The following is a 13,081-nucleotide window of genomic DNA, read 5'->3' as shown; positions in this document are numbered from 1 at the left end:
ATTATAGCCGGCTTTTCCGCTTCGTCAACACCTTTTTTCAAGGCCGTCTCACCGGAGTGGACGTTGTTGCCGATGCTGCTCCGTCGTTGGACCCGAGGGCCTTCGTCGTTGCGAGCCGCCTATTATGCCGGACTTTTCGAGTCCGTCAACACCTTCGTTCGATCATCTCGTTCGTCGGTAGTGGCGTTGCTGTTGGCGTGCCGTTTCCGAAGAAGCGATGCGCTGCAGCAAGGGAGCGAATTCTAGAGATCCTGCAGGTTTCGTCAAGCGATTTTTTGCATGCTGATGACAGAAGCACCGCAACATCACGCATGACGTACGCTCGAAGTTCACTGCGGCGTTGCCCGCGCGTTGCGCGGTCAACGCCGCAAGCGCTATGTATGCATGGATGCATATGGATGAGACAACGATGGGCACGCAGGCAAGACAGGTGTGGTGGCGCGATCTTTCGATGCCGGCAATCGTGGCCGGCTTCATCACCGTGCTGGTGGGCTTCGCCAGTTCGGCGGTGATCGTGTTCCAGGCCGCACAAGCCGTGGGTGCTGACCAGGCGCAGATTGCTTCGTGGATGTGGGCGCTGGGCCTGGGCATGGGCGTCACCTGTATTGGTCTCTCACTGCGCTACCGGGTGCCCGTGGTCACCGCCTGGTCGACCCCGGGTGCGGCAATGCTGGTGGTGGGTGCCGGTGGTGCCTCGCTGTCCGAGGCCACGGGTGCGTTCCTGCTCGCCGCGGTGCTGGGCATGATTGCCGGCTTCTCGGGCATCTTCGCCCGGCTGATGCAGCGGGTGCCGATGGCGCTGGCGGCGGGCATGCTGGCCGGCGTGCTGCTGCGCTTCGGCCTGGATGTGTTCGTGGCAATGAATACCCAGGTCGTGCTCGCCCTGGCGATGTTCGCCACCTGGCTGGCCGGGCGACGCCTGTTCCCGCGCTATGCGGTGATCGCCACCCTGTTGGTCGGCATCATCATCGCCACCAGCCGTGGTCTGCTGCATGCGCAGGACCTGCACCTGCAGCTGGCCACCCCGCATTGGGTCACGCCCTCGCTGTCGTGGCAGGCGGTGGCCGGCATCGCCCTGCCCCTGTTCGTGGTCACCATGGCCTCGCAGAACATCCCCGGGGTGGCGGTGATGCGCGCCTCTGGTTACAGCGCGCCCATCTCGCCGGTGATCGGCTGGATCGGCGTGGTCAATACGCTGCTGGCCCCCTTCGGCGCCTATGCACTGAACCTGGCGGCGATCACCGCAGCGATCTGCATGGGCCGCGATGCCCATGAGGATCCTGCGCGCCGCTACACCGCAGCCATGGCCGCCGGTGCCTTCTATATTCTGATCGGCCTGTTCGGGGCGACGGTGGCGGCGCTGTTCGCCGCCTTCCCAAAGGAACTGGTCGCCTGTGTGGCAGGCATCGCCCTGTTCGGCACCATTGGCAACAGCCTGGCCAGCGCACTGGCCGTGGAACGCGACCGCGAAGCCGCACTGGTCACCTTCCTGGTCACCGCCTCCGGCGTGTCACTGGCCGGCATCGGTTCGGCCTTCTGGGGCCTGGTGGCTGGCTCGCTGTGCCTGCTGGTGCTGCGCCCACGGCTGCAGGCTCAATAGGACGTCGGCAGGAACGCCAGGCCCACCAACAATGCCAGCACCGCAGCAAGGCTGATCACCAGGCCCAGCCAGCTGACGTCGCCGCGCCGGGCCAGTTCCTGTTGGAGCGCGACCGGGTCGCTGCCCTTCAGCGCGCGGGCCTGGGCAATCTGGCGCTGGCAGTGCCGCAGGTACCAGTGGTTGGCGAACACGCCGGCGGTGACGCCGAGCGCCAGGCTTGAGATGGACGAGAAGGCCTCCGGCACGTCGAGCAGAGCTTCGGCAACGCTGCTGACCACCAGCACAGCGATCCAAAGCATCGCCACCCGGTACATGCGCCGGTACATCATCCACGGCAGGCCGAACAGGAACGCGGGCCAGTGCCAAGTGCCGGACGCGTGTGGCACGCCCTGGTCCAGCCGCCAGCGCCGCCGGTACAGAGCGAAGTTGCGGCCGACCACGGCGGCATACAGCGCCATCTCGCCTTCCAGCGGTTGGCTGTCCTGCGTGGCGCCCGCCAGCATCCCCGGCGCCGTGGCGGGCGCGCGGTAGGGGTCATCGATCCCACGGTCGACGACAACCGCAGGGGCGGCGACGTTGACCGTCTGGGGCGGCGCGTCGAGTTCGGCCAGCGGGCGCCAGGTCGGCATGCCCTCGCACCAGAGCAGGGTGGCGGCCCCCACCCTGCCCTCGGCCTGCAGCTGCCGGAGGCCGGCCAGGTCGACCGGCCCCTCGCGCTGGCTGCTGTTGGCGTAGAACCACTGTGCTTCCTGCATGCATCGCTCCTTGTCTGTAACGGGACCCCGCTCAGGGCTGGGGTTGGCTGGACAGCACCTGCACCAGGACGTGGCGGCCGCCCGGGGCCACGGTCACGACATCCGGACCGGCGTTGGCGGCCTCCAGGCAGACGTAGTCACGCCAGCCGTCGCCGACGTCGGCCATCTTCGCTGCCGCTTCCGCGCCGGGGTTCCAGGCCACCAGCGCGCGGCTGCCTTCGGTACGCAGTTCGATGCGGCGCTTGAGCACCGGGTCGCGCAGCACGTAGCGGCCGCCGGCCGGGCTGTAGATGCGGTCGCTGCGGCCCGGGTCGCGTGGGTCGCGCAACGACCACGGCCCCTGCTGGCGGCGGGTCTGGGCGTAGTTCTCGTACTTGTCCTGGTAGGTCACCCCATCCACGCCGTCCACTTCCACACGGGTGGCGTCACCCACGCGGAAGTAGTTGTGCAGGGCCTGGGTGAAGGTGGCCGGTGCGCTGCCGGTGTTTTCGGTGACCAGCTGCTGGCGCAGCTCGCGGCCCACGCGCATGGTCATGGTCAGGCGCAGGCCGAGATCCTGCAGCGCAGGCGGCGCCAGGGTCAGCTCGATGCTGCCGTCGTCGAGGCGGCGCGCCTGCTGCAGCTCCCACGGCAGGGTGCGGACGAAGCCGTGCGCCGGCACGTCATTGCCCTGGCCCTGGCGGCCGAAGTACGGCCAGCACACCGGGCTGCCGCCACGGATGGGGGTTGGCAGCTCAGCACGCTTGGGCGAAAGCCACATCACGTCGGGCTGGCCCTTGGGTACGAAGGACAGCAGCTGGCCGCCGAACACGCTGATGGCGGCGGTGGCTTCGGGGGTTTCCACCAGCCAGGCATCAAGTCCCTGGAACTGGCCGCTGCTGACACCCTGGATCTGTTGCACGGTGGATCGACTCCGTAAGGCCGGCGACTGCGCGGCGCTGTAGTTGGCGGGAAGACTGAAACGGGTGGGCGTGGGCGACGTGCGCGGTTCGGCCTGCAGCGCGCGCAGGATGCGCTGGCCGGGCCGGCCATCGGCGTCGGCCCAGCCCAGGCGGCGCTGCTCGACCTGGATCGCGCGCCGGCTGGCGTTGCCGATCATGCCATCAGCGCTGCCAATATCGTGGCCACGGGCCAGCAGCAGGGTCTGCAGCTGGCGGCGCTCGTCGCGGCCGAGGCCGGGATCATCGGTGGGCCAGGCAGTCGCCAGGCCATTGCCGCCGCGCAGGCGGTCAGCCAGGGTGGCGATGGCCAGCGCATAGCTTTCGGCAGCGTTGTAGCTGTAGATCGCATCGTAGTTGCGGAAGACCAGCAGTGCCGGGCCCTTACTGCCGGCCGGCAGCAGCAGGGCTGCGCGGGCATCGGCCGGCAGTCCCTGCGGCGCGAGGGCGCTGCCATCCAGGCCGGTGATGCCCAGCGCGCGCCACTCGGCCAGCGCGCGACGCTGGGTGCGCCCGGCCTGCGCCGTCTTGAAACCCTCGGGAATACGTACCTCCATGCCCCACGGCTCGCCGCTGCGCCAACCGGCGCGCTTGAGATAGTTGGCAGTAGAGGCCAGTGCATCAGGAATGCTGCCGACCAGATCGCGGCGGCCATCGCCATCACCGTCGACGGCGATGCGCGCATAGGTGCTGGGCATGAACTGGGTGTGGCCGAAGGCGCCGGCCCAGGAACCGGTGAGTCCCTGCGACTGCAGGTCGCCCTGCTCGATCAGCTTGATGAGCGCCAGCAGTTCGCCGCGGAAGAAGGGCTGGCGACGGCCGGCACAAGACAGCGTGGCCAGCGACTGCAGCAGCGGACGCTTGCCGAACACGCGGCCATAATCGCTTTCCACGCCCCATACGGCGACGATCGTTGCCGGATCAACGCCGTACTGCGCCGATACCCGTTGCAATAGATCGCGATGCTGCTGCAGCCTGGCAAGGCCATCGTCCACCCGCTGGCGATCGACCAGGGCGGCCAGGTAGTCCCAGATCGGTGTGGTGAATTCCGGCTGCGCATCCAGCAGCGGCAGCACGCTGGGGTCGGGCTGCAGGCCGGCGGTGATGGCAGCGAAGCGATCCGCGGCAATGCCCTGCCTGGCGGCCAGGGCCTGCAGCTGCGTCATGCAGCGGACGAAGGCCGGATCAGCAGCGGGGGGCGGTTGCGCGGTCAACGGCGCGGCCAGCGCGGCGGCCAGGCCGAGCGTGGTCATCAAGGGCATCGCGTCCTCCGTGTTGCCGGTGCTGGGGCCATGTTAGCGCGGGCAGACGGCCTGGCATCGGCCAGCCACGGCCCGGCGCTACCGATGCGGAGCCGAGGCGCGCAGCAGGCGCAGGCCGTACGCAGGATCGGATGCATCCCAGTGGGCGATGGTTTCCAGCCCGGCCTGCTGCAACAGGTGGTTGAAGCTGGCATCGGTGTACTTGTGGCTGTACTCGACCCGGATCGGTTCGCCGGCCTGGAAGTGGAAGGTGTGACCGTCCAGGTGCACCTCCTGCTCGCGCTGGCTGACCAGGTCGGTTTCGATGCGCAGGCGCGCGGTGCTGTAGCGGGCCTGGTGGCGGAAGCCATCGAGGTCGAAATCACTGCCGATCTCGCGGTTGAGGCGGGCCAGCAGATTGAGGGTGAACGCTGCGGTGATGCCGTCGGCATCGTTGTAGGCGGCCTCGATCAGCGCCGGGTCCTTGTGCAGGTCGATGCCGACCAGCGCCAGGCCGTCATCGCCCATGGTCTGTCGCATCGCGCGCAGCAGGGCGATGGCTTCTTCGCCGGCGAAGTTGCCCAGGGTGGAGCCGGGGAAGAACAGCAGGCGCCGCGCCGCCGCGCGCTCCGGTTCAGGTACCTGCACCGGGCGGGTGAAGTCGGCGCAGACCGGCAGCATCTCCACCTGCGGCAGGGCCGGGGCCAGGTGGTCGATGCTGGACAACAGCGCGGCGCGCGAGATTTCGATGGGGGTATAGGCCACCGGATCGTGGAGGGCGGCCAGCAGCAGCGCAGTCTTGCGGCCGCTGCCACTGCCCAGTTCGACCACGTGCGCATGCGCGCCGACGGCGCTGGCGATCTCCGGCAGCACCCGATCAAGCAGGGCCAATTCGGTGCGCGTGGGGTAGTACTCGGGCGTGTGGGTGATCTGCTCAAACAGACGCGAGCCACGCGCATCGTAAAAGTACTTGGACGGCAGCTGGCGTGCGGGGCACGAGAGGCCGGCCACGGCGTCGGCCATGATCTGCTGGCGGCCAGGGGTGAGGTCGGTCAGCGCCTGCAGCGCGTCCTGCACGGTACTCATGGAAGATCCCTCGCCAGGCGAGCGCCGGAAAACTGCCAGCGCGCCGGTGGATTGAAGAAGTTGCGGTAGCTGCTGCGTACGTGGCCACGCGGGGTGGCGCAGCTGCCGCCGCGCAACACCCACTGGCCACACATGAATTTGCCGTTGTACTCGCCCAGGTTGCCGCCGAAAGGCTGGAAGCCGGGGTAGGCGCCATAGGCGCTGGAGGTCCATTCCCAGACATCGCCGAACAGCTGCCGCAGGCCACTGCCCTGCTCCGCGTGCGGATGCAGTCGGTCATCATCGGCGAAGTGTCCATCAAGCGGCTGCGTGGCGGCGGCCGCTTCCCATTCGAATTCGGTCGGCAGCCGTGCCTCATGCCAACGCGCGCAGGCATCGGCTTCGTAATAGCTGAGGTGGCAGACCGGTGCATGTGGATCGATCGCGCGCCAGCCGCCGAGGGTGTACTCGCGCTGCAGGTCGTCGTGCCAGTACAGCGGGTGCTGCCAGCCTTCGGCCTCGCACAGGGCCCAGCCCTCGCTGAGCCACCAGCGCGGATCGCGATAGCCGCCGGCATCGACGAAGGCTCGGTACTCGCCGTTGCTGAGCGGTCGCTCGGCAATGGCGTGTGCGGGCAGCAGCACGCGGTGCGGCGGCGACTCGTTGTCGTAGGCGAAGGGCCCGTGCTGCGGCCAGCGCGCTGCGCCGACGCTGACGATGCTTTCTTCCCGCGCGATCCAGCCCTGTGCGCTGGGCACGCTGGCGACCACCGCAAGGTCTTCGCGATAGGGTGGCTGCAGCGGGTTGCACCACAGAGCGTGCTTGATGTCGGTCAGCAGCAGCTCCTGGTGCTGCTGTTCGTGCTGCAGGCCCAGCTGCAGGTGCTGCAGCGCCTCTTCATCCAGATCGCCATCGGCCAAGCGCGCCAGCACCTGCTCATCGACGTGCCCGCGATAGTCGCGCACCTGCTGCAGCGAGGGCCGCGACAACAGGCCACGGCGTGGTCGGGCATGGGCCGGGCCGAGGCTCTTGTAGTAACTGTTGAACAGGAAATCCCAGGCCGGTTCCCACGGCTGGTGGCCACGTACGCTGGCCAGCACGAAGCGCTCGAAGAACCAGGTAGTGTGAGCCAGGTGCCATTTGGCCGGGCTGGCATCGTCCATGCTCTGCAGCATCGCGTCTTCGGCGCTGAGCGGTGCGGCCAGTTGCTGGCTGCGTCCACGCACATGGGCGAAGTGGCTGGCGAGTTCACGCTGCGGGGCAGCGACGGCGAGGGTTGCGCTGTCCATGGGCGACAGCTTCGGCTGCTGCGGGTGAGCGCGATGTCATCGCATGGCGGCAGCGCATTCACATCGCGCCCATTCAAGAACCCTGCGCCAACGCCGCTAACGGCAGTGCTGCGACCGTATAGTGACCGCGCTGGAATTACCGCTTGTCCGATCATCCGCTCCGCCAGCCTGCGCATTACCTGTTCGTGCTGCCCGCCCTGCTGGTCGCACTGGTGCTGTGGGCCACCCTGGGCGACGAGGATGTCGGCCGCGCCGGCCAGCGCGTGCTGCCTTGGTTGCTGGCCTGCTTGGGCGCGGGGTTGGCGCTGATGTACAACCAAGTGCGTACGTTGTGCATGCTGTTGCTGGTGGCGGCCGTGTTCACGGTGCTGCACCCGGACCTCGCCCACTACCTGCGGCTGGGCTACATCAGCCCGCTGACGCCGCTGCGCTTCCATGCGGTATCCACCTGGCTGCCGCTGCTGTTTGCCGTGCATGCGCTGTGGTCCGAGCGTGGCCGGCGCCGCCAGGACCTGCTGCTGCGCGGGATCGGCAGCGGCACCCTGCTGGCGATCTTCGTCCTGCTGGCGGCGCAGCAGCCGCAGGGCATGAATGACCTGCTGTCGAACCGGCACTTCGCCTGGATCCCGAGCGACTGGAATGCGCTGGCACAGCTGCCAGCCCTGCTGTTCCTGGCCGCCACCGCGGCCTTGGGCGGGCTGGCCTGGCGGCGCCCTCGCCCGCTGCACACGGCGATGCTGTTGGCGCTGCTGTGCCTGTGGTGGATGCTGCCGCGGGTGTTCCTGCAGCCGGTGCTGCTGCCGGCGCTGAGCAGTGCCGCGCTGCTGCTGATGCTGGGCGCGATGCTGCAGGAGTCGTTCCACATGGCGTTCCGCGATGAACTGACCGGCCTGCCGGGGCGGCGCGCGTTCAACGAGACCCTGCAGCGGGCGCGGGGCACCTACAGCATCGCGATGGTGGATGTGGACCACTTCAAATCCTTCAACGACACCCACGGCCACGATACCGGCGACGATGTACTGCGGCTGGTGGCCTCGCGCCTCGCCCGGGTTGGCGACGGAGGCCGCGCGTTCCGCTACGGCGGCGAGGAGTTCGCGGTGGTGTTCCTCGACCGGCCGGCGGCGGCCTGCGTGGACGCGGTGGAAGCACTGCGCCAGAGCATCGAGGACACCCGCATGCAGTTGCGCGACCGAGGTACGCGCAGCCGCGACGACGAGACCGGCCGCCAGCAGCGCGGGCGTGGCGGCAGCGGCCAGGTAGTGCAGGTGACGGTCAGCATCGGGCTGGCCGACAGCCGCGTGGACCCACGCCCGGTGGCGGTGATCAAGGCCGCCGACCAGGCGCTGTACGTGGCCAAGGACGAGGGCCGCAACCAGGTCCGCGCGCACGGCGGCCAGCGCGTGCTGGCGGTGCGCGGCGGTTGAGGCTCAGACCGCGTCGAGGTAGTACCAACGGCCGTCGATGCGCAGGAAGCGGCTGTGCTCGGTCATCTTCACCGCACTGCCGCCGCCCACCCGGTAGCGAGCGGTGAAACGCACCTCGGCACTGTCGGTGCCGGTGATCGTCTGCTCGTGCACGGTCAGGCCCAGCCACTGCGTGCGCTGGCCAGGTGCATCGTCGAGCGACAGTTCGGCCGGGCGCGTGTCCGGGTGCCAGGTCTGGCGCAGGTAGTCGGCCAGCCCCCGTACGTAGGCACTGTAGCGCGAACGCATCAGGTGCTCGGCATCGGGCGCGGCCTGGCCGGCATGGAAGCGACCACAGCAGGCGGCGTAGTCGGCAGGCAGTCCACAGGGGCAGGGATCGGCGGGTTTTCGGCTCATGCATCCATTGTCGCGCGGGACGCCGACAGCATCCATCGGCGAAGGCGTATGCTGTCGCGCCCCCACCTTGATTGATCGCCGTGCTGGAACTGGTTCCCCCTGAGTTGTGGTGGCTGGTGGTGATCGCGTTCATCGCCGGCCTGGTCGATGCCGCCGTCGGTGGCGGTGGGCTGGTGCAGCTGCCCGGCCTGTTCACGGTGCTGCCGCAGCACACCCCGGCGATGCTGTTTGGCACCAACAAGTTCAGTTCGATGTTCGGCACCGGCGCAGCCGCCTGGCGTTACGCGCGCAATGTGCGCTTCCCGTGGAAGCCGGTGCTGTTCGCTGCGGGCACCGCCTTCGTGTTCTCTTTCGCCGGTGCCACAGCGGTGAGCCTGCTGCCCAAGGACGCGGTGCGTCCGCTGGTGCTGGTGCTGCTGATCGCGATGCTGGCCTACACGTTGTGGAAGAAGGATTTCGGCGCGCTGCACCGGCCGCAGGAAATCGGCCGCCGCGAGCTGGTGATTGCGCTGGCGATCGGTGCGGCGATCGGCTTCTACGATGGCTTCTTCGGGCCGGGCACCGGCAGCTTCCTGATCTTCCTGTTCGTTCGCTTCTTCGGCCTGGATTTCCTGCGCGCGTCGGCGGCATCGAAGGTGGTGAACCTGGCCACCAACGTGGCGGCGATCTCGTTCTTCGTGCCGACAGGCAACATCCTGTGGCTGTTCGCGCTGCCGATGGCAGCGGCCAACATCATCGGCTCGGTGGCGGGCACGCGGTTGGCGCTGAAGGGTGGCACGCCGTTCATCCGCAAGCTGTTCGTGGGCCTGGTCGTGGTGCTGATCGCGCGGATGGCGTGGGATACGTTCCGCGGTTCGTGAGCCGCGCTATAAGGCGGTAGGTGCCAACCTTGGTTGGCACGTGGGTTCCAGTCGCCAAGAGCAGCCGAGCATGGCTCGGCTCTACAGGGAACTCCGCCGGGCATGGCCCGGCGCTATCACAGACCGAGGCGCTCAGGCCTCGGCTTCTTCCGGTTCGTTGGCCTGCTGGCGGCTGCGCTCCGGCAGCTTCAGACGCTTGCCTTCTTCGTCGTACTCGATCAGCAGCACGCCGGAGTCGTGGCGGCCGCTGATCTCGACGAAGCAGGCGCCGCCGATGAACGGTTCCAGCGTCATCACCGACTTCAGCGGCGTGGCGACCACCATCTGGAAGCCGAAGTTGTCGAAGATGTTCATCGCCAGCGCGGTGAACTCGTTGTCGGCCTTGTCGAAGGCTTCGTCGAGCACGACCGCGGCATAGCTGGGCAGCTGGCTGTCTGCACCGCCCAACTGGTAGCGCAGCGCGGCGGCCAGGCAGGTGGTGGCCAGCTTCTGCCGCTGGCCACCGGACTTGCCGGCGCCGCTGCGGTAGATCTCGACCTGCTGGCGTGTTTCGGCATCCAGCTCGACGCCGATGAACTCCACGTGCATGCGCACGTCCAGCACCAGCTCGCGCCAGCGCTTGTCTTCGCCTTCCTGCGAGCCGAGGCGGTTGACCAGCTGGCGCAGCACGGTGAACTGCGACTCGGCCAGCTCGCGCTGTTCGGTCTGCTGTTGCGACAACACCTCGCGCAGCTGCAGGTGGAACTCGCCCACCTCCGGCAGACGGCGGTCGCTCAGTTCGATGGTCAGCAACGTGCCACGGTTGAAAGGCACCTGTTCCAGGCTGGCGTTCACTTCGTCCAGGCGCTGGCCGATCGACTTGCGGGCCTCGGCGCTGTGGCGCTGCAGGGCCAGCAGGTTGTTCTTGCTCTGGTTCTGCAGAAGATCGAAGAAGCGCTCTTCGTGCTGCGGCAGGCCATCGCGCTCCAGGCGTTCGAGGCGGGCAAGGAAGTCCTCGGCCGACGCCACAGACACGGTGAAGTCACCCGATTCCTCCGGCCACTGCTGGATGAAGCGGCGGAAGCAACCGATCAACTGGTTCTCGATCCGGTTGAGGTCCTGCTGCGAGGAGGACAGCTGCTCGTTCAGCGCGTTGCTGACCTGGCGCATGTGCGCTTCCAGCGTTTCCAGGCTGAGCGGGCCCTGCTCCTGCAGGCGCTCGGCCAAGCCGGCTTCCTGCTCCTGGGCCAGGCTGGGCAGCACCAGCGCACGGCTCTGCTGGCGTGCGCGGTCGAGGCGATCACGTTCCTTGACCAGCTGGCCACGCTCGACGCGGACGTCTTCATAGGTGCGGCGCGACTGTTCGATGTCAGCACGTACGGCATCAATCTGCGTGGCCAGCTTGGCCAGGTCGGCGTTGCCTTCGCGCAGGTCGCGCAGTGTGGCCTCGATGTCGCTCAGGCGCTGCTGCGGGGCGGCGATGTCGATCTCGTTCCAGCTGATGCTGACCAGCTCGTGGCACGCCAAGCGGCGTTCGTTGTCGCGGTCGCGCTGGCCACGCAGGCGCGCGATATCGGTCTCGCAGCCGGCGATGCGCTTGGCCAGTTCCTGTGCTTCACGCTCGAATGCGCCCACCTTGTCGTGGTTGTTGAAGCCGAGGATCCAGCGACGGCGGTCGCCAACAGCGCTGCGGTCGTCCTTCTCGAAACGGTCGCCCGGATGCTTGACCTGGCCTTCGCGGGTGATACCGCGGTCGACGTTGCGCAGCTGCTTGGCATCGACGCATTCGTAGTCGAAGCGCTTGCCGAGTTCGCGGCGCAGCCAGCTTTCGAACACATGCTCGCGCAGTTCCAGCTTGTGCAGCAGCGACTTCGCCGACGGCTCGCGGGCGAACGCATCGTCGTTGCGGCGCACACGGTAATAGGTGAAGCGCATGCCCAGATGGGTACGGTTCACCCACTCGGCCACGTCGTTGTAATGCTTGTCATCGACCAGCAGCGACAGCGCGAAGCCACCCAGCACGCGCTCGATGGCACCCTGCCAGCCCTGCTCTTCCGAGCGGACCTGGATCAGCTCGCCGACGAACGGCAGCGCTGCCTCGGCGATACCGGTTTCCTCGGCCAAGCGCGCGCGCAGCTTCTGCATCGGCGCCGGGATGTTGGACGGCGTGCGCTGCATCGCTTCAAGTTCCGCACGGACTTCACCGAAGCGGCGCTCGTCATCGCGCTTGCCACCCAGGCGATCGCTGATCGCGTCGTCCAGCGCCGAAGAGGCACGCTGGCGGTCCTGCAGCTCGTTCTGCGCACGCTCGACCAGCTCGGCGAAGCCGTGGGCGTCGTCCGGCAGTTCCGCCTGCAGCTGCTGCGCGGCCTGGCGTGCCTGCTCGCGCTTGGCCTGGCGGCGGTCGCGCTCGGCTTCGGCACGGCCCTGCTCGCGTTCCAGTTCCTCGATGCGCTCACCGCCCTGCTGGCGGCGCTGCAGTTCCAGCTCGGCCAGGCGCTCGGTATGGTTGTCGAGTGCAGCACGGCGCTGGGCTTCCTCGCCCAGCAGGCCACGGTCACGCACATCCATCTCGCGCAGGCGTGCTTCGATCAGCGCCTGCCGGCGGCTTTCGCGGAAGCTGTCGACGCCGAGCTTCAGCGCTTCGTCGTCGCCCCGCTGGCGATGCATTTCCTTCAGGTCGTTGTAGTAGGCGCGTGCCGGCAGCAGGGTCTCCACCTGGCGGCGCGCGGTGACCACCGCCTGGTGCGCGCCATCGAGCTCGGCAAAGTCGCTGACCAGTCGCTCGGCGGCATCGAAGGTCTTCGGCGTGTCGAGCATGAAGTCGCGCAGGAAGACATTGAGGTCGCCCAGGTTTTTCGCCGACTGCGTCTTGTGCAGCAGGCGCAGCGCCATCTCGTTGTCGATGCCGAGCAGATCGCGGAAACGCTCGGCGTAACCGGAGAAGGTGTCGAAGTGGTGCAGGTCGGACAGCTTCTGCTTGAGCTTGCGCAGGTCGAGGTCGAAACCGCCGAGGTCCTTGGCGATGTCGAACGGACGCTCGGCGATCATGTAGTGCTTGCGCACATCGCCAGCGGAGGTGCCATTGCCGGAGATCCACAGCAGGCGCACCAGGCTGACCACACGGCCATCGCCGGCGCGGTATTCCAGCACCAGTGCGGTCCAGGTCGCGCCCTTGCGCAGGTACTGGGTGGCGATTTCACCGGTGCCACTGTCCTGCTGGTCGGCCCACGCGCCACGCACGTAGGACACCAGGTTGCGGTCGCGGCCACTGCGCTCGGCTTCGCGCGCGGCGGCGTTGAAGTCGACGATGGCCGGCGGCGTCAGCAGCGCGGACATGGCATCGAGCAGGGTCGACTTGCCCGAGCCGGAACGGCCGACGAACAGGAAGCCGCGCTCGGCGATCGGCACTTCGGTCAGGCCATTGAAGGTGCCCCAGTTGTGCACCTGCAGGCGACGCATGCGGAACTGCTGCAGACGCGGGTCCGGCAGGCCTTCGTTGAACAGGGCGGGAGTGTGCTTGGAGATAGCCAT

Annotated in this window: 10 protein-coding genes; 4 read left to right on the top strand and 6 right to left on the bottom strand. The window is 67.9% G+C overall.

The window, feature by feature from the left end:
* Positions 1 to 246 (top strand): hypothetical protein (locus QZ853_RS06565; protein WP_295571470.1); only part of this gene is annotated, 246 nt, incomplete at its 5' end.
* 163 nt (positions 247 to 409) lie between these two features.
* A complete protein-coding gene (locus QZ853_RS06560; protein ID WP_295571468.1) occupies positions 410 to 1,600 on the top strand; it encodes a benzoate/H(+) symporter BenE family transporter in 1,191 nt (396 codons plus the stop codon).
* Here the strand turns inward: QZ853_RS06560 and QZ853_RS06555 are convergent.
* The 4 genes from QZ853_RS06555 to egtB all read right to left on the bottom strand — a co-directional run bounded on the left by QZ853_RS06555 (position 1,594) and on the right by egtB (position 6,888).
* Positions 1,594 to 2,355, bottom strand: a complete 762-nt coding sequence (locus tag QZ853_RS06555) for a GYF domain-containing protein (RefSeq protein WP_295571467.1) — start codon at positions 2,353 to 2,355, stop codon at positions 1,594 to 1,596. The two genes, QZ853_RS06560 and QZ853_RS06555, sit on opposite strands and share 7 nt — an antisense overlap.
* Before the next feature lie 31 nt (positions 2,356 to 2,386).
* On the bottom strand, positions 2,387 to 4,546 hold the full coding sequence (locus tag QZ853_RS06550) for a lytic murein transglycosylase (protein ID WP_295571481.1): 2,160 nt from the start codon (positions 4,544 to 4,546) through the stop codon (positions 2,387 to 2,389).
* Between the two features lie 87 nt (positions 4,547 to 4,633).
* Positions 4,634 to 5,620, bottom strand: a complete 987-nt coding sequence (egtD, locus tag QZ853_RS06545) for an L-histidine N(alpha)-methyltransferase (protein ID WP_295566355.1) — start codon at positions 5,618 to 5,620, stop codon at positions 4,634 to 4,636.
* Entirely contained in the window at positions 5,617 to 6,888 is a 1,272-nt protein-coding gene (egtB, locus tag QZ853_RS06540) for an ergothioneine biosynthesis protein EgtB (protein ID WP_295566357.1), read from the bottom strand. The genes egtD and egtB overlap by 4 nt, the downstream gene beginning before the upstream one ends.
* A 143-nt stretch (positions 6,889 to 7,031) precedes the next feature.
* Here egtB and QZ853_RS06535 point away from each other — a divergent pair, with 143 nt between their 5' ends.
* On the top strand, positions 7,032 to 8,312 hold the full coding sequence (locus tag QZ853_RS06535; RefSeq protein ID WP_295571465.1) for a GGDEF domain-containing protein: 1,281 nt from the start codon (positions 7,032 to 7,034) through the stop codon (positions 8,310 to 8,312).
* 3 nt (positions 8,313 to 8,315) lie between these two features.
* On the opposite strand, the gene QZ853_RS06530 is transcribed toward QZ853_RS06535, so the two are convergent.
* Positions 8,316 to 8,708, bottom strand: a complete 393-nt coding sequence (locus QZ853_RS06530; RefSeq protein ID WP_295566361.1) for a YchJ family protein — start codon at positions 8,706 to 8,708, stop codon at positions 8,316 to 8,318.
* An 80-nt stretch (positions 8,709 to 8,788) separates the two neighbouring features.
* On the opposite strand from QZ853_RS06530, the gene QZ853_RS06525 reads away from it, so the two are divergent.
* The gene (locus tag QZ853_RS06525) at positions 8,789 to 9,568 is read left to right on the top strand and encodes a TSUP family transporter (protein WP_295566363.1); all 780 of its coding nucleotides are present in this window, start codon (positions 8,789 to 8,791) and stop codon (positions 9,566 to 9,568) included.
* Positions 9,569 to 9,700: 132 nt separating this feature from the next.
* Here QZ853_RS06525 and QZ853_RS06520 read toward each other — a convergent pair whose 3' ends face one another.
* On the bottom strand, positions 9,701 to 13,081 hold the full coding sequence (locus tag QZ853_RS06520) for an SbcC/MukB-like Walker B domain-containing protein (RefSeq protein ID WP_295566365.1): 3,381 nt from the start codon (positions 13,079 to 13,081) through the stop codon (positions 9,701 to 9,703).

Source organism: uncultured Stenotrophomonas sp. (assembly GCF_913778665.1).
Classification (GTDB): Bacteria; Pseudomonadota; Gammaproteobacteria; order Xanthomonadales; family Xanthomonadaceae; genus Stenotrophomonas.
Note: the sequence above shows the minus strand (reverse complement) of the source record. Positions and strands in the feature narration are given on the sequence as shown.